Origin of the sequence: Saccharopolyspora erythraea NRRL 2338, assembly GCF_000062885.1 — a bacterium.
In the GTDB taxonomy this organism is placed as follows: Bacteria; Actinomycetota; Actinomycetes; order Mycobacteriales; family Pseudonocardiaceae; genus Saccharopolyspora_D; species Saccharopolyspora_D erythraea.
This window is the reverse complement of record NC_009142.1, coordinates 272,010-290,713: the sequence shown is the minus strand read 5'-3', so window position 1 is coordinate 290,713 and position 18,704 is coordinate 272,010. Positions and strand designations below refer to the sequence as shown.

Annotated in this window: 18 protein-coding genes, 1 tRNA gene and 1 other RNA gene; 13 read left to right on the top strand and 7 right to left on the bottom strand. The window is 69.7% G+C overall.

The window, feature by feature from the left end; all coding sequences use genetic code 11:
- Positions 1-4: 4 nt before the first annotated feature.
- Positions 5-331 (bottom strand): YbaB/EbfC family nucleoid-associated protein, encoded by a 327-nt coding sequence (locus SACE_RS01255; RefSeq protein WP_009947001.1) that lies wholly within the window; start codon positions 329-331, stop codon positions 5-7.
- 151 nt (positions 332-482) lie between these two features.
- Here SACE_RS01255 and SACE_RS01250 point away from each other — a divergent pair, with 151 nt between their 5' ends.
- Entirely contained in the window at positions 483-2,303 is a 1,821-nt protein-coding gene (locus tag SACE_RS01250) for a S9 family peptidase (RefSeq protein ID WP_009947002.1), read from the top strand.
- 288 nt (positions 2,304-2,591) lie between these two features.
- Here SACE_RS01250 and SACE_RS01245 read toward each other — a convergent pair whose 3' ends face one another.
- Positions 2,592-5,042 carry a DNA polymerase III subunit gamma and tau gene (locus SACE_RS01245; protein ID WP_011872987.1) on the bottom strand — a complete coding sequence of 817 codons (2,451 nt, stop codon included), beginning with the start codon at positions 5,040-5,042 and terminating at the stop codon, positions 2,592-2,594.
- 69 nt (positions 5,043-5,111) lie between these two features.
- Positions 5,112-5,206, bottom strand: an RNA gene (gene ffs / locus SACE_RS35910) — signal recognition particle sRNA small type.
- A gap of 794 nt (positions 5,207-6,000) precedes the next feature.
- Here ffs and SACE_RS01240 point away from each other — a divergent pair.
- Positions 6,001-6,897, top strand: a complete 897-nt coding sequence (locus SACE_RS01240; RefSeq protein WP_009944855.1) for a phosphotransferase family protein — start codon at positions 6,001-6,003, stop codon at positions 6,895-6,897.
- On the opposite strand, the gene SACE_RS38955 is transcribed toward SACE_RS01240, so the two are convergent.
- Entirely contained in the window at positions 6,857-8,272 is a 1,416-nt protein-coding gene (locus SACE_RS38955; RefSeq protein WP_009944857.1) for an NsdA family TPR-like regulatory protein, read from the bottom strand. The two genes, SACE_RS01240 and SACE_RS38955, sit on opposite strands and share 41 nt — an antisense overlap.
- Positions 8,273-8,437: 165 nt before the next feature.
- Here SACE_RS38955 and SACE_RS01230 point away from each other — a divergent pair, with 165 nt between their 5' ends.
- Positions 8,438-8,638 carry a hypothetical protein gene (locus SACE_RS01230; protein WP_009944858.1) on the top strand — a complete coding sequence of 67 codons (201 nt, stop codon included), beginning with the start codon at positions 8,438-8,440 and terminating at the stop codon, positions 8,636-8,638.
- Here SACE_RS01230 and SACE_RS01225 read toward each other — a convergent pair.
- On the bottom strand, positions 8,635-9,006 hold the full coding sequence (locus SACE_RS01225) for a GntR family transcriptional regulator (RefSeq protein WP_009944859.1): 372 nt from the start codon (positions 9,004-9,006) through the stop codon (positions 8,635-8,637). The two genes, SACE_RS01230 and SACE_RS01225, sit on opposite strands and share 4 nt — an antisense overlap.
- 213 nt (positions 9,007-9,219) lie before the next feature.
- Between SACE_RS01225 and SACE_RS01220 the strand changes: the two genes are divergently transcribed.
- The 8 genes from SACE_RS01220 (at position 9,220) to SACE_RS01185 (ending at position 16,309) form a co-directional block, all read left to right on the top strand.
- Positions 9,220-9,465 carry a helix-turn-helix domain-containing protein gene (locus SACE_RS01220; protein WP_009944861.1) on the top strand — a complete coding sequence of 82 codons (246 nt, stop codon included), beginning with the start codon at positions 9,220-9,222 and terminating at the stop codon, positions 9,463-9,465.
- 2 nt (positions 9,466-9,467) lie between these two features.
- Positions 9,468-9,869 (top strand): hypothetical protein, encoded by a 402-nt coding sequence (locus tag SACE_RS01215; protein WP_011872984.1) that lies wholly within the window; start codon positions 9,468-9,470, stop codon positions 9,867-9,869.
- A gap of 3 nt (positions 9,870-9,872) precedes the next feature.
- Complete coding sequence (locus SACE_RS01210) at positions 9,873-10,250, top strand: helix-turn-helix domain-containing protein (protein ID WP_009944863.1); 378 nt, start codon at positions 9,873-9,875, stop codon at positions 10,248-10,250.
- Complete coding sequence (locus tag SACE_RS01205; protein ID WP_009944864.1) at positions 10,250-10,591, top strand: hypothetical protein; 342 nt, start codon at positions 10,250-10,252, stop codon at positions 10,589-10,591. Before SACE_RS01210 ends, SACE_RS01205 begins: the two co-directional genes overlap by 1 nt.
- A gap of 989 nt (positions 10,592-11,580) precedes the next feature.
- Entirely contained in the window at positions 11,581-13,047 is a 1,467-nt protein-coding gene (locus SACE_RS01200) for a DUF3987 domain-containing protein (RefSeq protein WP_011872983.1), read from the top strand.
- 282 nt (positions 13,048-13,329) lie between these two features.
- Complete coding sequence (locus SACE_RS01195; RefSeq protein WP_011872982.1) at positions 13,330-13,560, top strand: helix-turn-helix domain-containing protein; 231 nt, start codon at positions 13,330-13,332, stop codon at positions 13,558-13,560.
- Between the two features lie 562 nt (positions 13,561-14,122).
- On the top strand, positions 14,123-14,449 hold the full coding sequence (locus tag SACE_RS01190) for a hypothetical protein (protein WP_011872980.1): 327 nt from the start codon (positions 14,123-14,125) through the stop codon (positions 14,447-14,449).
- Between the two features lie 540 nt (positions 14,450-14,989).
- Entirely contained in the window at positions 14,990-16,309 is a 1,320-nt protein-coding gene (locus SACE_RS01185; protein ID WP_009944868.1) for a tyrosine-type recombinase/integrase, read from the top strand.
- On the opposite strand, the gene SACE_RS01180 is transcribed toward SACE_RS01185, so the two are convergent.
- On the bottom strand, positions 16,306-16,968 hold the full coding sequence (locus SACE_RS01180) for a hypothetical protein (RefSeq protein WP_009944869.1): 663 nt from the start codon (positions 16,966-16,968) through the stop codon (positions 16,306-16,308). The genes SACE_RS01185 and SACE_RS01180 overlap by 4 nt on opposite strands.
- A gap of 118 nt (positions 16,969-17,086) precedes the next feature.
- Positions 17,087-17,172 (bottom strand) — tRNA-Ser (locus SACE_RS01175).
- 247 nt (positions 17,173-17,419) lie between these two features.
- Here SACE_RS01175 and SACE_RS01170 point away from each other — a divergent pair.
- Together SACE_RS01170 and SACE_RS01165 are read left to right on the top strand one after the other, a co-directional pair.
- Positions 17,420-18,175, top strand: a complete 756-nt coding sequence (locus SACE_RS01170; RefSeq protein WP_009944871.1) for a glycerophosphodiester phosphodiesterase — start codon at positions 17,420-17,422, stop codon at positions 18,173-18,175.
- Positions 18,172-18,666 carry a DUF4231 domain-containing protein gene (locus SACE_RS01165; RefSeq protein WP_009944872.1) on the top strand — a complete coding sequence of 165 codons (495 nt, stop codon included), beginning with the start codon at positions 18,172-18,174 and terminating at the stop codon, positions 18,664-18,666. Before SACE_RS01170 ends, SACE_RS01165 begins: the two co-directional genes overlap by 4 nt.
- Positions 18,667-18,704 lie beyond the last annotated feature (38 nt).

Sequence of the window (18,704 nt, the reverse complement as noted above, 5' to 3'; positions counted from 1 at the left end):
CCGCTCACAGTCCCGGCAGGCCGAGCCCGCCCAGCCCCTGCCCGCCGCCGAGCGCGCCGGTCACCGGGCCCATCTTCTCCTGCTGCAGCTCCTGGGCGGCCCGGTTGGCGTCGCGCACCGCCGCCACCACCAGGTCGGAGAGGGTGTCGGTGTCGTCGGGGTCGACCGCCTTCGGGTCGATCGCGACCGACTTGAGCTCACCGGAACCGCTGACCACCGCGGTCACCAGGCCACCGCCCGCGCTGCCGCTGACCTCGGCCTCGGCGAGCTCCTGCTGCGCGGTCATCAGCTGCTGCTGCATCTTCTGCGCCTGTTCCATGATCTGCTGCATGTTCGGCTGGCCACCTGGTTGCACCGCTGGTCCTCCTAGTCACCGCTGTGTACCCCACCCAGCCTAGACGTGTCCGCGCCGCCCGGGAGCGGGGCGTGGAAGGCCCGCACGGCCGCTGGGACCGCCGCGCCGGCCGTGAAATGGTGGCGGCATGAGGCTGGACATCGTGCGGTTGCTCGGGTGCACAAGCCGGCGGGCCTTCGACGTCGACGACAGCGGCCGGGTGCTGGCCGGGTCCGACGAGTCGGGCTCGGTGCAGCTCGCCGAGATCGCCGGCGGCGAGGTCAGCGCCCTCACCGCGCTGCCCGGGGCGGTCAGCGGCCGCTACCTGCCGGGCGAGCGCGCGGTGGTCGTGCAGCACGACACCGACGGCGACGAGCGCAGCCAGCTCTCCCTCCTCACCCTGGACGTGCCCCGGACCGGGCCCGCGACCATGCGCGACCTGCGGCCGCTGGTCCACGACTCCCGCTACGTGCACCGGCTGCTCGACGTGCTGCCCGGCCGGGTCGTCTACGCGACCAACCGCCGCAACGGCGTGGACTTCGACGTCGTGGTACGCAGCGCCACCTCCGGCGCGGAAGAGGTGGTCTACGACCGCGGCGGGATGGTGCTGGAGGCGGCGTCCTCACCGGACGGCCGCTACCTCGCGGTGACCGTGCCCGCCGAGAAGCCGCTGTCGGACCAGATCATCCTCGTCGACACCATGCCGGTCACCGCCGACGAGGAGGTCACCGAGCTCACCGACGCGGACGCGCACGCCCGGCACACCGGGGTCCGCTGGCTGCCCGACGCCTCCGCGCTCGTCGTCACCACCAACCTCGACCGCGACCGGACCGGCGTGGCCCGCATCGACCCGCGGACCGGCGAGCGGCGCTGGCTGGTGACCTCCGACGAGCACGACCTCACCGGCTGGCTCGCCCCGGACGGCTCGACGCTGCTGGTGCAGGCCAACGTCGAGGGCGCAGCCCGGCTCGCGCTGCACGATGCGGCCACCGGTGCCGTGCGCCGGGACGTCCGGTTACCCGGCGACGGCTGGTGCACCTACCCGCTGCCGGCGCCGGTCTGGTCGCCGAACTCCCGCTTCGCGGCGCTGTCGTACAGCTCCACCGCGACCCCCGGAGACGCGCTGCTGCTGGACTCCGGCGGCGAGGTCCGCGCCCTGACCGACTCGGCCGCCCAGCTCGGTTCCGCGCGTCCGGTGCCGCCGACCGCCCACCGAGTGCCGACGCCGGACGGCGAGCAGGTGCCCTGCTTCGTCTACGCGCCGGAGAACCCGCCGCCGGACGTCGCGGGCTCGTCGGTCCTGTTCGTCCACGGCGGGCCGGAAGCCCAGTCCGTGCAGGCGTTCAACCCGATCGTGCAAGCGCTGGTCGACCAGGGCCACACCGTGCTGGTGCCCAACGTGCGCGGCTCCACCGGCTACGGAAAGCGCTGGTACTCCGCCGACGACGTGCGCAGGCGGCTGTCCGCTGTGGACGACCTCGCTGCCCTGCACGACTGGCTGCCCTCGCTCGGGCTCGACCCGTCCCGGGCGGCGCTCTGGGGCGGCTCCTACGGCGGCTACATGGTTCTGGCCGGACTGGCTTTCCAGCCAGAGCGGTGGGCGGCGGGCGTGGACATCGTCGGGATCTCGTCGCTGCTGACGTTCCTGGAGAACACCGCCGCCTACCGGCGGGCGCACCGCGAGCGCGAGTACGGGTCGCTGCGCGACGACGCCGACTTCCTGCGGGAGGCATCGCCCCTGACCCGAGCGGACGCGATCTCGGCGCCGCTGTTCGTGCTGCACGGCGCCAACGACCCCCGGGTCCCGCTGTCGGAGGCCGAGCAGCTCGCGCAGGCCGTGCGGGCGAAGGGAATCGAGTGCGAGCTGCTGGTCTACGCCGACGAGGGCCACGGCCTTGCCAAGCGGGTCAACCGCCTCGACGCCTACCCGCGCGCGCTCGCCTTCCTGCTGCGCCACCTCCGCCGGTAGCCGCCCGCGCCCGCCGGTCAGGCGGTTGCGGCGTCGGCGCGTGTCTGGTCGATCAGCTCGTCCAGGCCGCGGCGGGACTCGACGAGGTCGTCGATCAGCGCCGTCAGGCGGTCGCGCTCCACGCACTGGTCGTCGATGACCTCGGTGACCGGCCTGGACCGCTCGCAACGGGCCCGGCCCCGGCCGATCGATAGTCCGGGCCCAACTGTCGATGGGCCGGTCCCCAGCCATCGATAGGCCAGCCCCAACCGTCAACAGGCCCGACCCGAGCCGTCGTTCGGCCTTGGCTCAGTCGTCGATGCGGCGGGCGCCGAGCTCGCTGGCGAACAGCTCGACGGCGGCTTCCTCCGGATCGGGCCGCGAGGCCATCACCTCGTCGGCCGGGGTCGAGTCGGCCATCATGGCCTCCTCGTCCTCCTCCTCATCGACCGGCGGAGGAGGCGGCGGGGCCTGGCGGGCGGGCCGCGACGGCGGGACGTAGTCCTCCGGCGGGGGCTCCTCGTCCGGCGGCTCGGGCGGCGGCGGGATGTCGTCGGCCGGCGCCCGGCGACCGTTGCCGGCCTGCCTGCCCTGCGACGCGTTGCGCTGCGCCTGCGAGTTCTCCGGCTTGCCGCCCTGCCCCTGCTGGGGGTTCGGCTTGTTCGCCGACCAGTCCGCCGACGGCTTGCGCTGCGGGGCTTCCTCGGCCGGGCGCTGCGGGGCCTGGCGGGGCGGCTGGGCGGGCCGGCTCGGCGCGGCCGGCGGCGCTGCCCCGGCCTCGACGCAGCGGATCTCCCACTCGCCGCCGAGGACCGCGCGCAGCGCGTCCTTGACGAAGTCCAGCCTCCGCTGCTGCGCGAACTGCTTGACCAGGCCCGACGTCGGCATCGACAGCACCAGCGTGCCGCTCTGGATGTCCTGCACGGTGGCGTTGAGCAGCAGCGCCTGCGTCGGCCGGTTGCGCTCGGCGACCGCCCGCAGCACCTCGGTCCACAGCCTCCGCACGTCGGCGGTGTCCCGCCCCGCGTGCGCTCCCGCGCTCGCCCCGGCCTGCGCGGCCTGCTGCTCCGCCGCGGGCCGCTGCTGCGCAGCGGCATCCCGCGCCGCCGCGTCCGGCGCGCCGGGGCGCGCCTGCGGCGCCCGCTGCGCGGGCCGCCCCGGCGGCTCCGCCGCCGCGGGGCGCTCCGGCTGCGCCGGAGCCGGAGCTTCCGCGCCGGCGGGCCGGGCCGACGCCTCCGGCGTCGGTTGCCCGGCGGGAGACTGCTGCCCGGCCGCGGCCGAAGGGCCGGGCTGTGCGGCCGAAGGGCCGGGCTGCCCGCCCGGAGACCCTGGCTGCGCGTCCGAAGCCGCCTGCCTGCCGGCCTGGGAAGGCTGTTCACCCTGACCAACCCGGGAGTCCTGACCAGCTCGGGAGTCCTGACCGGCCTGAGACCCCTGACCGGCCTGGCCGTCCTGAGCGCCCTGGCCGGCCTGGGTCGGCTGCTCCGCTGCCTGCGCCGCACGCTCGTGCGGACGCTGGAAGACCCGCCGCGGTCGTCCCCCGGCGTCCTGGTCCGCGGGCTGGCCGGCGGGCGCTTCGGCCGCGCCGCCCTCCGGCGCTATGGTCATCCGGCGCTCGACCCGCTCGAGCCGTTGCAGCAGCGCGACCTCGGAGTCCGACACCGTCGGCAGCATCATCCGGGCGCAGAGCAGCTCGAGCAGCAGCCGGGGCGCGGTGGCACCGCGCATGTCGGCCAGGCCGGTGTGCACGATCTCGGCGAAGCGCGACAGGGTCGCCGCTCCGAGCTGCTCGGCCTGCTGCTGCATCTTGGTCAGCTCGTCGCCCGACGCCTGGATGAGCCCGCGCTGGTCGGCGTCGGGGACCGCGTTCAGCAGCACCAGGTCGCGCAACCGGTCGAGCAGGTCGGAGGCGAAGCGGCGCGGGTCGTGCCCGGCCTCCACCAGCCGGTCCACGGTGCCGTAGACCGCCGCGCCGTCGGCGGCGGCCATCGCGTCGACCATGTCGTCGATCAGCGCGACGTCGGTGACCCCGAGCAGCGCGACGGCGCGCTCGTAGGTGACGCCCTCCTCGCCCGCGCCGGCCAGCAGCTGGTCCAGGACGCTGAGGGTGTCGCGCGCGGAGCCTCCGCCCGCGCGCAGCACCAGCGGGTACACGGCGGGCTCGACGCGCACGCTCTCCTGGTCGCAGATCCGTTCCAGCAGCTCGCGCATGACGCCGGGCGGCATCAGCCGGAACGGGTAGTGGTGCGTCCGGGACCTGATGGTGGTGAGCACCTTGTCCGGCTCCGTCGTGGCGAAGACGAAGATCAGGTGCTCCGGCGGTTCCTCGACGATCTTCAGCAGGGCGTTGAAGCCCTGCGTGGTGACCATGTGGGCCTCGTCGATGATGAAGATCCGGTACCGCGACTGGGCCGGCGCGAAGAACGCGCGGTCGCGCAGCTCGCGGGTGTCGTCCACACCACCGTGGCTGGCCGCGTCCAGCTCGACGACGTCGACGCTGCCGCCGCCCTCCGGCGCGAGCGCCACGCACGAGTCGCACTCGCCGCACGGGTCGGCGGTCGGGCCCTGCGCGCAGTTCAGCGAGCGGGCGAGGATGCGTGCGCTGGAGGTCTTGCCGCAGCCGCGCGGGCCGGAGAACAGGTATGCGTGGTTGATGCGCCCGGACGCGAGCGCGGTCCGCAGCGGTTCGGTGACGTGTTCCTGCCCGACGACCTCAGCGAAGGTCGCCGGCCGGTACTTGCGGTAAAGGGCGAGCGCCACGGTCGAGACCCTACGCGGTGGTGCCGACAGTGCTGTCGAGGGACGAGCCCGGTGACCCGGCCCAGGAAAGTAAGGGGACCCCGTGCACCCGCCAGAGCCCGCTTACCCTTGCTGCCTTCCGGCCCTGGGGGAGTTCACAGGATGGACGCCGCACGAGGTCCGCGTTAAGTGTAACCCGCCGCCCCCACGGCTTCACGAAGGCCCCGCCGCCCGGTCCGGCGAAGCGCTCCAGCAGCCGGGAACCTGCGCCGCAGCAGCCAAAACACCGTCAGCCGCCCTCACGGCACGCGAGCGCCGCGGACCGCGACCCCGAACGCAGAACCCGCCCCTGAACGCGACGGAGCCCCGGGCGCGATGCGCTCCGGGGCTCCGGTTTGGCGGAGGATACGGGATTCGAACCCGTGAGGGCTGTTAACCCAACACGATTTCCAATTCCGGTGGTACCGGTTCGGAGCCGTCCGAACCGGTACGTCATCGCTGGTCAGCGCAATGGCTGGAACAGTGGGGGTGGTTCGCACGGGGGCGAACTGAGACCCCAACTGAGACCCCGTCGGCCGCCCGTGCCCGGTGCCCTACGGGCACTCGCCCAGCCCAAACCACACGGGGGCGCCCGTTGAGCGCTCTACGGCGCTCTCAGCGCCTCCTGAGATCCATTCTCCGCCAACGACACCCCCCGGTTCCCTAGCCTCAACCAGCATCCGCCGAGCCGTGCTCGACGACCTGAGCCCCCCCCTGTTCCAGCCCGGACCGGGTTCCGGGGACAGTCGACGTGACGACCCTCTAGACCTAGACGGGCCCCCTCTAGGTCTAGAGGGGGCGCTAGAACCTCACACGCGTCCTGGCCAGCCATCTAGCGCCTAGATGCCTCACGCCGGCACCCGAGCGGACCCCCATATTCCAGCGATCGCCCGAGGGGCGACGCCTTGCAGAGATGTACGTTCGAGGAGCTAGTGAAGGGATGACGCCAACCGTGGCATTGACTAGGGAAACCGCGCAGAACGCCCTGAACGCCGCATGCGCCGCCGTAGGACTGGACGCTGCCGGAGCGGAGCTGATCCGCATCGGTTCGAACGCGGTCTACCGGCTCTCAGAGCCCGTGATCGTACGGATCGCGCGCAACGGCGAGTCGATCGAGAACGCACGGATGCAGGTTCAGGTAGCTCGATGGCTGAGCGGCGAAGGCTACCCAGCGACGCGCGCGCTCGACGTCGACCAGCCAGTGAGGTCCCGCGGGTTGGTGACGACCTTCTGGGAGTCGGCCTCGGAGCGGGAGGAGTACGCACCGCTCGACCAGGTCGCTGAGCTGATCCGGCGACTCCATTCGCTCGACGCGCCGTCGTCGTTGCACCTGCCGGAGATACGGCCGCTCGCGAAGCTGGATGCGCAGATCGGGGACCTGGCCAACCTCGACCGCGCGGATGCACAATTCCTGGAAAACCGAATCTTGTCGATTCGAGACCAGTACGAGCGTCTCGAATTCGACCTTACCCCCGGCGTGATCCACGGAGACGCGAACGTAGGGAACGTCATCCTCGATCGCGCGGGCCAGCCGATACTCATCGATCTCGATAGCTTCGCGACGGGACCGCGCGAGTGGGATCTAGTTCAAACCGCGCTGTTCTATGAGCGCTTCGGTTGGCACACCGAAGACGAGTATCGAACCTTCGTTAAGGTCTATGGCTACGACATCATGACGTGGCCCGGATATCGGGTTCTCGCCGACTACCGCGAAGTCGCAATGACGCTTTGGCTGTGCGGTAAGGCGGGGACGGATATGCAGGCTGCCGCCGAGGTCCGCAAGCGGGTGGAGTCGCTCAGGTCAGGAGGGTCGCGTCACGACTGGGCGCCCTTCTAGCGTCTTCTGGCGTCCAGAGTCGAGTACCTGAAACCTGATCGACGAAGTCCTTGACGACCGCACTGCTACCAACACCTGAAAGACGCTGTCGGAACTCGCCGACGTATGCCTCACATCGGGCGGACTTGAGCTGTTCACCGATTTCGAGCGCACCCAACGCTACTTCGCAAGCCTTTTCCGCTTCTCCTTGATCGAGGTATGCGTCGGCGAGAACCATCGTCACGAAGAAATCACTACGCACATATCCGCTCTCCACTGGCCCAAGTGATTGGGTAGCGTACGTCGTAGCGTCAACCGCTCGACCGAGATCACGGTTGCAGTGGCCGAGTTCGGCCGCTAGCTCAGCTTCGTTGAAGTATCCGAACCAGTCTGCGGGATCGTCGTCAGGCTTACGCCGCTCGAACTCGCGGACCGCGGCAGCCATTGCCCTATCGCAGTCAGCCGCCTCTCCAAGCCGAGCCAGGGCGCGAGCCTCCATCGAGTAGAAGTGCGCGGCAGCGCTGGCTGATCCCGAGCTCGCGGTTCCCATCCGCGCCGCACGAGCAAGGTTCGCTGCCTCGCGGTAGTTACCCAGGAAGGTCGCCTGGTGGCTCATGGCGTCGAGGATGCTCGCGCCAAGGAGCCGATCCCCTGACTCGTCCGCCAAGCGGAGCGCCTGGATGAAGTAGCGCTGCGCCAAGCCATGCAGCCCAGCATCGTAGGACATCCAGGCACCGAGCAGCGTTGCTTGAGCTGCGGCCTTGTACAGCTCCCGCCCGACCTTGTCGTCGTACGAACCGCGGAGCAGGCCGCCGAGGTCAGTCCCCAGGAATTCGATCAGCGCTCGCCGGGCATGGCCTCCTCCGTGCTGCCCGTCGAGCCGATCGAACATGTCGGTCATGCTGCGGAGGCCAGTGATGTCCGCCGTAGTAACCCGACGCTTTCCGGTGCCATTGACCATGTCGTGACGTGCTGCGACCAGCCAAGAGAGCGACGCTTCGTTCCAAGCCGCGACGTTGGCCGGCGCAACGAGCAGAGCCGACGCCTGGTCCAGATCAGCGCGCCACAGACTGGTGACCGCCGCGATTCCGTCCAATGCCTTGGTCGGGTACGAAAGGCCGAGATCAGCGGGCATCGTCTCGCCCGAGGCGAAACCGACCTCTTCAAGGCCGACACGACGACCAAGACGCTCACTGAGGGCCTGTGCAACGGCTTTTCGTACCTGCGGGTCGCGCGGAACCATGCCGCTCAGCCAGCGCTGAACGTAGGTGTGTGTGAAGGTCTTGCCCGCATGACGGCCAGCGGCCCGCGCGAAGACCTTCAGCCCGACGCTGCCGTCTTCCTTGAGGAACCCGGCCTCGCGCATCAGGGCAGCTAACTGCTCGTTGTATGCCATCCCTGTGCTCCTCGTGTGTCCACCGAGTGTGCAAGTGTGCCCCCTTGTGTGCCCTGTTGTCCTGCATTTCCTGGCGGTTCCATTGAGGCGTGAGCAACCACAGGAACAGCACAGTCCAAATCGGACTAGCGCTGACGGTTCACGGACTCAACGCAGGAGGATGCAATGGGCAAGAACGCGCTCCCGATGGTGCAGAACGGCGGCGGGGTTCTGCGGAAGCTGGCCGGATGGGCCGTTGCCGTCGCGCTGGTGGTCGTGGTGGTGAAGTACCCGAGCGAGGCCGCCGGCTGGGTGCAGACGGCGGCCAGCTGGCTCGGCTTCGTGATCGACGGGCTGGTGACGTTCTTCCGGCAGGTCGGCAACTAGCCGTCCGACAGCCGGTTTTCCAGCGCCGTAAGCCGGTCACTGATCTCGCGCAGAAGCCGCAGGACTTCAGTCAGATCACCGGCCTGTACTGCGACCTGGCGGTCAACTACGGGCGGGAGGCTCGCGGGGTCAAGATCCTCGTGAACGAACGATCCGGTGCCATGCCTCGTCACGATCACCGAACGGTCGCGCAGCACCTCGAGGGCGCTCCGCACGGTCCCGACCGCTACGCCGTATTCGGTAGCGAGTGCGCTGTAGGTCGGAAGCTGGTCCCCAGGTCGAAGGGCGCCGTTTCGGATCGAGTCCGTCAGGTCTTCGGCGATCTGAAGGTACGGGGGCTGGGAACTTTTCGTGTCGAGTTTGCCCATGTCAGGCAGGGTACAGACAGGTCTAGCAACGTACCTAGTCAAGCAGTTCTGTTGACAGACCTGACACACATGTCTACTGTTCCTCTCATACCGGTTGTTGCAGGAGTCCCAGACGCCCCAGCCGGACACGAAAAAGCCCCGGTCAGTGCGGCAACACCGACCGGGGCGCACATCGAAACCGTTGGAGAAACGATGCAGTTCGAGGGTAGCCGGATGTACCGGGTGAAGGCAGTAGCCGAGATGTTCGACGTCTCGGTGAACACGATCTACCGGGCGATCGAGTCCGGTGAGCTGGACGCGATGAAGTTGGGGACGGGCAAGGGCACCATCCGCATTCCGGGGTGGGCGTTGTCGGTCTACGCCGAGAAGTGCTCGCAGGCCGCCTACGAGGCGTTCGTGACCGGCACCGAGTCGGCCGCCGCCGACGACCGTGACGAGACCGCGGGGGAGGTGGCGTGACGATGCGACTGCACACCGAGCGCGCACAGGGCATGGTCGGCGACCACCACGCCACGTTCATCCCCACCCACCGCGAGGACAACGACACCCCGATCGTGATGCAGGTGAGCATGAGCGTGCCGGTGTCGCTGGAAGACGTCGAGGCCGTGTTCTGGATCCTGGTCAACGGCGGCGCGACGCTGGAGCCCTGCGAACTGGGCGACGACCAGTACGCCCACGCGATGGTGCTGGAGACCTTCCTGCACGAGGGCTCCAACCGCATCTACCTGGTACGCCAGGACATCGAGGACATCAAGCCGGGCAGCGGGGACTACGCGCTGCTGCTGATGATCCGCCGCCGGGTCGCCGAGCTCTACGGCCGCCCCGACGTGCCCGCGCCGCGTCGCGCGCTGACGGGGGTGTGAGGCATGGGCGTGCGATTGCGGGAGTACCGCAAGGCCCGGTGCTGGTCGCAGAACATCGCGTGCAAGCACCTGATCGCGGTCGCCGACCGGCAGGGCCTTCGTATCCACTCGTGGGGCACCCTGCTCGGGCTGCTCAGCGAGTGGGAGCGCGGTGTGCGGGTCGTGTCGGCGACCTACCAAGAGCTCTTTGCCGAGGTCTACGGCACGACCCCGGAGATGCTGGGTATCGCGGGATCCTGGTCCCGCAATCACCCGGTGGTCACCCGCGCCGACATCGACCGCGGCGCTCCGATGACGCAGGTGATCTCCAGCCCGAAGGACCCGCTCATCGGCGGCCTGTCCGGCGCCGAGCGCATCGAGCTGGAAGGGGCGGCCGCGTGATGACCGCCTCCAAGGTGCCGGTGCATGGCGTGGTGACGGTGCTCTACGCCTGCCCGCTGACCGACGCGCAGCTGCGCGACGCCGAGGTCTCCGACCTGGCCCGGTTCGTCGCCCTGGTCCACCGCACCACACCCCGCAAGGTGCTGGGACCACTGGAACAAGGGCTGGCGGTGCTGGCCGAGTCCGGCGGGCCGAGCTTCGACCGGCGCCGCTACGCCCTGGCCCAGGCCAGAGCCGACGCGATCCGGGCACTCATGCCGGCACCGGGACGGGACACCTCGGCAGAGCCCCCGCCGGTGCATCCGGTGGAGATCGAGCCGGACGCGATCTGGCCGAACTAGCCCGGGTGTTCCCGCTGGTCGCGGCCACACCGCCAGGGAACAGCGCAAACACACTGTTTCCGCTGGTCGCAGCCACACCCGTCGGGAACAGCGAAAACGGGTGTTCCTGCTGGTCGCAACCACAGGGCGTGTTTTGCCCTGTCGGAAGCGTCCCGACAGGTGCGCGAACAGCACCAACCCCGGCCCGGTGGCGCCATCCGACCACCCCACCCGTGGGGCCTTGAACGCCGCCATCGGGCCGGGTCTCCCGCCCCTCCCGATCAGCCGACCGGTCCCGGGTCCGGACCCGCCAGTTCGACAGGGGTGCTCCCAACTCCCCCGCGGGTTGGGAGCCCTGAACCACCGCCGAACGCGGGCCGCGGACCCGAGGCCGACCGCTCGTACTACGCGGCGTGACCGGCGCCCTGCCCGTCACCACGGGCACGCCGCCCGACATGTCGCCAACCGCCGTAGCAAACCCGCAAACCCCGCAACCAGCCCCACGACCAGCAAAAAGAGGCCGGGACAGGAGGGGGAACCAAACCCGCCGAGCTTCCCGCCAAACCCGCAAACCCGCCAAACCCAGCCGCCCAAACCCGCAAACCCGCACCAAACCCGCACCGCAAAACACCAGCTCGAAGCCCCTTTTGCGGGTTTGCGGGTTTAAAACCCCGATTCCCGCCCCCACTGTTCCAGCCTCAGTGAACCCGACCCGACCACGACCGCAGCGTCACCGCCAGTAGCCGCCCGGGGCCTGGCTCCGATCCCAACCGAGCGGGGATCGGGGGTCGATCGACCTGGACTCGATCGGCCTCGATCCACCCGGTTGGCCTGCACGAATCGAGGTCGATTCCTCCGGGTTCTTCACCGCTTCTCACCTGCATGGGAAGAACCTCACCAAGATCACCGAGAACGCCAGCGAGAACCCACCCGAGAAGCCGTGAACCCGGGTCCGCCCCCGGGTTCCCAACCCCTCTGAACAGCACTACGACCCATCGGAGCGGTAGCCCATGAGCAAGCCCGACACCCCCGCAGCCACCCCAGCGGACCAGCCTCGGCGGCTGCGCCTGGTCTCCGACTCCGACCAGCCCACAGCGAGCCCGGAGACTCCCGGCACGGGGACGGGGCCGGTGTTGCCGCCGGACCCGGAGACCGAACGCCAGGCGCTCGCTCAGATCGCCAACGCCCGCGCCGAGCTCCCCGCCCGTGATGAGGCGATGTTCGAGACCTTCCTCGGCGACCTGGTCCGCCAGGTGCAGCCCACCAGCGAGGCCGACCCCACCAACATCCTGGCCTCCCTGCTGGCCGGGACCGGGGTTTACCTCGGTGCCCGCCCGCACCTGCGGGTCGGTGACGACCGGCACCCGCTGCTGGTGTGGCCGATGGTGATCGGCCGGACCGGCATCGGCCGCAAGGGCGCGGGTTGGTCGGCCGCCAAACGCCTGCTGCTGGCCGCTGATGCCGGGTTCGTGGCCTCCAACATTCACAGCGGGCTCACGTCCGGTGAGGGCCTGACGCAGGCGTTCGCCGACGAAGACGAGGGGGACGGGACCGAGCCCGGCAAGGGCAAGCCGCGGCCCCGGGCGCTGCTGCCGACGGGAGATCGGCGGCTGCTGGCCTTCGAACCGGAGTGGGCCTCGGTGATGGCCCGGATGCGCCGCGAGGGCAACACCCTCTCGGCGACGCTGCGCGCGGCCTGGGAAGGCGGCAACCTGTCCACCCTCGGCGTCAACGCCCGCATCGTGCGCGACGCCCACGTCGGCATCCTGACCCACATCACCCCCGGCGAGTTCACGGCCAAGCTGTCGTCGTCGGACATGGCCGGAGGCACCTACAACCGGTTCCTCCCCGTCTTCGTCGCCCAAACCCAGTTCCTCCCAGCAGGCACCGGCGCCGACCCCGCGCTCATCGAGCGCCTGGCCGTCGACCTCCGCGCCCGCCTGGACCAGGGCGCCACCCTCGGACAGCTCGGCTTCAGCGATGAGGCCGCCTACCTGTGGCGACGGCTCTACGTCGAGTTCGGCGGCTTCAGCACCGAAGACGGCCCGATCGAGCAGTTCCTCTCCCGCGCCGCACCCAACTGCCTCCGGGTGGCCGGCATCCACGCCGCCCTCGACGGCACCGCCACCATCCAGCCCCCGCACCTGGTCGCCGCCGCCGCGTTCATCCGCTACGCCGTCGACTCCGCCCGCGCGGTGTTCCGCAAGGCCGATCCGGTGCTGGCCCAGCTCGCCGCGTTCATCCGCGAGGCCGGGCCGCAGGGGCGCACCCGCACCGAGATCACCTCGGACTTCTTCCAGGGCAACGCCAAGAAGCCCCGCATCGACGCGCTGCTGGAACGGCTCGTCGCCGACCAGACGATCGCCAGGACCCAGCGGCGCCCGGAGGGCCGGAAGGGAGGACGCGCCACCGACATCGTCATCGCGCACGAACACTACGAACTTACGAACAATGCCCCTGACCAGGACAAACCCTGAAAGCAAAGTTCGTAGCTACGAACTTTGCTCCCCACGAAACCGCAGGTCAGAGCCAAAGTTCGTAATTTCGTCAACTTCGTACCCACGGGAGCCGCCATGCACACCGACCACCACCCGACCCCCGCCGCAAGGCAGGGGACCCGGCAGGGAACCGCCAGGGAGGCAGGGAATTTCCCCTACCCCGTTCCCTCCACCACTCCCTCGACGCGACCTGCGCAGACCCCGCCACAGGGAACGAGGGAACGCCCCGCACACACCGCCCGAAACCCCCGGAATCCGGGGTTGTCGACCTCGACGCCAGCTTCCCTCCCCCGCCCCCGGGAGGCCGGGGACGCAACCCGGCTGCTGCTGACCGTCGAGCAAGCCGCCCGCCGGTTGTCGGTCGGCCGCACCACCATGTTCAAGCTCATCAAGTCCGGCGACGTCGACTCGGTGCGCATCGGCCACGCCCGCCGCGTCCCCGCCGAAGCGCTCACCGCCTACATCAACCGCCTGGCCCGGAACGCGGCATGACCACCGCCGCCATGTCGCCCAGTCGGCCCACTCCGAGGGTGGGAGGGGGTGCCGTCCCAGCCGTCCCAGCCGTCCCACCGCAGGTCAGCGCGGGACGGCAACACGCCCTGGGACGGCACGAGCCGTCCCACTCCTGCAAGCCGTCCCAGCCTGACCAGCACCGGGACGCTTGGGACGGCTGGGACGGCTACCCCCCTCACCCCGTGCTGCCGGACCGAGGTTGGCCAGTGAACGGGCCAGTGAGCCCGGCAGGGGCCAGTGAATATCCACTGGCCATCCACTTGCCCGGCCCACTGGGCGCGACCTGCGCGAACGCGTCCCCAGTGGGCAAGTGGATGCCCGGTGGATCAGGGGTGGATGCGCCGATTCAGGGTGGATTCCCACCGACGCGCCCACCCACTCACTCCACCACCCGCCACCAGCCACAACCCCGCCCAGGTGGATGGGTGGATCTGGTGGACACCCCGCGCGGAGACGCCCCTGCGCGGCTGTGCCGGGGCGGCCCGCACCGTCCACCCACCCGCTCGAACCGCCCGCCCTCAACCACACCGGGAGACCCGCGATGACCCCGTTGGACATCACCGGCCGCGCGCTGGCCATGCTCGCCGCCCTCGCCCTGCTCACCGCCGCAGCTGCCGCCGTCGTGCTCTGGCGCGCGGTCCTGCCCGTGATCCTCATCGCCGCCCTGGCGGTGACCTCCGGAATGGTGCGCACCCTCGCCCTCGGCGGCTTCGCCGCACTGGCCGGACTCCGCGGCCTCATGCTCGCCCTCGACCGCGCGGGCACCGCCGTACCCACACCCCGACTCCGACGCTCGCCGCCTGCCTGGATACCTCAGACCGCCGGTGCCGGCCATGAGCCCGGCAATGAGCACCCCGCCACCGAATGAGATCGCTCATCCCCCGCTCATCCCGCCGCGACCTGCCGAAATGAGCCGAATGAGCCCAATGAGGTCGGCGCCCGGGGCGCCTGTCGGGGCCCGCTGGCACGCTCACCACCAAGGCACCTCGGCTCATTCCGCACCGCTAGACCTAGCACCCACACCCGCTAGACCTAGCGGGAGCGCTAGCGGCCCGGACCGCCGCCGACCAGCGAGCTAGCACCTAGCAGGCCAGCGGCCAGAGCCCCACCACAGCACCGAACACGGCCCGCCCGTGACCCCGACCAGGCACTAGACGAGTTAGCCACCCGGCACCCTCGCTCACCCCCGAATTGGGAGCCCCCAAGGCCGCTCCCAATCCCGGGTCTAACCCGTAACTCGGCTAACTCTCCGCAGGTCAGACCAACAAGCAGGCGATCTCACCCCCGAGTTAGATATCTAACTCGCCTCCGGCGACCTAACCCCGGGTCTAACCCCCACCGCGCTCTCGCGCGGCGACCCCGCACGCCCACAACCAGCCACGAAACCGACCACCGAGAGGAACCACCCATGCCCCGCAAACGCCGCCCAGAAGGCACCCGCGCGCCGAACGGATCCAGCAGCATCTACTACAGCGAGACCGACGGCTACTGGCACGGCCGCGTCACGATGGGCGTCAAGGACGACGGCAGCCCCGACCGACGCCACGTCAAGCGCAAGGACGAAGGCGAGTGCCGGCGGCGGGTGCGCGAGCTGGAGAACGAGCGCGACTCCGGCAAGGTCCGCAAGCCAGGCCGCGCCTGGACGGTCAAGAAGTGGCTTGAGTACTGGGTGGAGCACATCGCCGCACCGTCCGTCAGGGAAACCACGATGGTCGGGTACCGCGCTTCGGTCTACCGGCACCTGATCCCCGGCGTCGGAAAGCACCGCATCGACCAGCTACAGCCGGAACACCTCGAACGGCTTTACGCCCGCATGCAAAAGAACGGTTTGAAGGCGGGTACCGCCCACCTGGCGCACCGAACGATCCGGGTCGCGTTGAACGAGGCGGTTCGTCGTAGGCACCTCTTGGAGAACCCGGCAAAGGTCGCGAAAGCGCCGCGACTCGACGAAGAGGAAATCGTCCCTTTCACGGTCGACGAGGCCCGGCGAATCCTCGATGCAGCTTCGAATGTTCGAAACGGCGCGCGGTTCATAATCGCGCTGACGCTGGGCCTACGTCGAGGAGAAGCGTTGGGAATCAAGTGGTCGGACATCACGATCGCGTGGAAGCACGGCTGCGACAAAGGCAGTCCTTGTCGGCGAAAGCAGGATGCACAGAGGTGCGGCCAGCGCCGCGGAAGCGGGACGCTCGTCATTCGTCGCGCGATTCAGCAACAGGTGTGGAAGCACGGCTGCCCGGAAGAAAAGCCGTGTGACCATCGCTACGGCGCGCATTGTCCGCAACGTCACGGCGGCGGCGTGGTCGTGACCGACGTGAAATCCCGCGCCGGAAGACGCACCGTTGGTCTCCCACAGCCCGTGATCGAAGCGCTCGAAGACCACCGCGCACACCAGCAGTTCGAGCGCGAACGGGCACGCGACGAGTGGGAAGAGGACGGTTGGGTCTTCGCCAACCGGTGGGGCCGGCCGGTCCACCCCACCGTCGACTACGACAACTGGAAAGCGCTGCTGCGCCTGGCAAACGTACGCAACGCTCGCCTGCACGATGCCCGACACACGGCCGCGACCATGCTGCTCGTGCTCAAAGTCCCGCTTCCTGCGGTCATGGAGATCATGGGGTGGTCGGAGGCGTCCATGGCGAAGCGGTACATGCACGTGCCCCACGACTTGGTCACTGCGATCGCTGATCAAGTGGCCGGATTGGTGTGGCCGGATTTGGATGCCTAGTTGCTGCCCCCAACTGGCGCGGAGAGACGCTGCCCCTCCGCGCCCGACGCATCAATGTCCACGCCCAACTGCCGTCGAAGTGCCGTCCGCATACGGATCAGGGCTTCCGGCAGCCGACTTTGGGCTACTAGGGAACGTGTGTGTGCTCGGCTGTGCCTGTCCAAATCATCCGCCTTCACCGCGGCACGGGCCTCCTCGGCCGCTTCAGCGAGATCTGCAACAACGGTGGTGACGTCGTTCATGCGCTGCGCGACCTCGGGCGTCACCAAGATAGCCAGCTCGTAGGAAACTCTGCGGAAGCCCTCGAAGGGCGCCTCAAGGTCGGACTGCGTGATCTGCGCGTAGCGTTGACTGTCCCGAGCCTCCGTACAGAGTTCAGAGAGCTTCAGGGCGTGAGAGATGTAGTCACCGTATACGGCCTGTATGCGGTCCAGCCGCCGTGTTTCTCTCTCGATCTCTCGCTCGGCGGCGCGAGCCTCCCGTTCAGCCTCTCGCTCAGCGGCGCGGGCTTCCCGCTCAGCCTGACGATCCAACTCGCGCCGCGCGTCCTCCCGTCGCTCGCGCAAGTGACTTACGTAGAGCAGCACGCATTGGGCGACGAGCACGCCACCCAGGGCGACACCACTAACGATCAACGACACAACTTGGGCAGCGCCCACACGGCCTCCCCACGATCCAGTAAACAGAGCAGCCGACAAACGAGCCTACTGAGACCCAAACTGAGACCCCACGCGAGAGGCCCCGACCGCGGGACTCGCGGTCGGGGCCTCTGACCTGCGGAGGATACGGGATTCGAACCCGTGAGGGCTGTTAACCCAACACGATTTCCAATCGTGCGCCTTAGGCCGCTCGGCCAATCCTCCGTGCGGAAGCCTAGCAGAGCGGTTCCTGACCAGGAGATATGGCCTGTGAGCTGCGATGACGGCGCTGGGTCCCCGATCATCGGGGATCACCCGGTGGCACGACCCGGATCGCTCCGCCGGAGCACGCCGCGCAGGACCGCCGGGAGCGGTCGGCGAAATGTGAAACAGATCGCACGCGGCTCGCTAGCATGATCTCCGCCGCGCGGCGCGAGATCTCCTCGCGACCACCGCCCGGCGATGGAGCGCCATGAACGACGCGGGATGGCTGCACGATCGGCCCATCGCCCACCGGGGCCGCTACGACGAGAGCGCGGGCGTGCCGGAGAACTCCCTGGCGGCGTTCCGCGCCGCCGTCGAGCTCGGCACTCCGTTCGAGTTCGACGTGCAGCTCACCGCCGACGGCGTCGCCGTCGTGGCGCACGACGCGAACCTGCGCCGGGTGACGGGTGAGGACGTCCTCGTCGCCGAGAGCACGCACGCGCGCATCCGGCGGCTGCGCACCGGTTGCGGCGGCGAGCCCGTCCCCACCCTCGACGACGTGCTGGAAGTCGCCGGTGGCCAGGTTCCGGTCCTGGTCGACGTGCGCAGGTGGGGCGGGCACGGCGGCACCGACCTGGAACGCGTCGTGGCCGCGAGCCTTCGCGGATACCGGGGCGCGGTGGCGTTGCAGTCGTTCGACCCGCGCGCGGTGCTCCGGCTTCGGCGACTCACCGCGGACCACCCCGTCGGCCAGGCTTCCGGTTCCCTGCCGTCGGCCGCGCCGCCGCTGCGGTGGATCGGCCGGTCGATGGTCTCCAACGTGCTCACCCGCCCCGACTTCGTCAGCTACGAGCTGGCCGCGCTGCCGTGCTGGTTCGCCGACCGGTGGCGGACGCGAACCCGCCCGCTGATCGCGTTCACCGCGCATTCCCGGGCCGAGGCCGGACGCGCGTTGCAGGTCGCCGACAACTACTTCTACGCGGGCTTCACCCCGGACGAGCATCGCGAGGAGCAGAGGCCATGAGGTTCCGCCCGCCGTTCCGCCACCGGCTCCCCGACGTCTCCGAGCACGGCCTGGAGGCGGCGGCCGACATCTACGCCCAGCGGCTGCGAGCCTTCTACGACTCGCGCGCCCGCTGGCACCGGCGGTTCTACCGGTTCAGCGGAATCCTGGTGATCGCGGTCGGCGCGGGGCTGCCGATCCTGACGACCCAGCAGTTCCCCGGGCAGGACCTGGTCATCTCGATCGCCGGTGTCACTGTCGCGGTGTCGGCGGGCCTGCGCGCCTTCTACCGCTGGGACCAGTCGTGGATCCTCCTGCGCCGCACCGAGATCGCCCTGACCGACGCGCACTGGCAGTGGAAGGCCGGGCTCGGCGCCGACCCGGTCGCCAACGCCGAGAACACCCAGCGGTTCCTGGAGGAGCTCGGGTCGCTGCGGCGGCAGGAGTCCGACTCCTTCTTCCAGGACCTGTCATTCCCCGGCTCCGCCGAGGCTTCCCGCCCGCAGCACTGACCGCGGTACCGGCCGGGCACGCCCTGCCGGTACCGCGG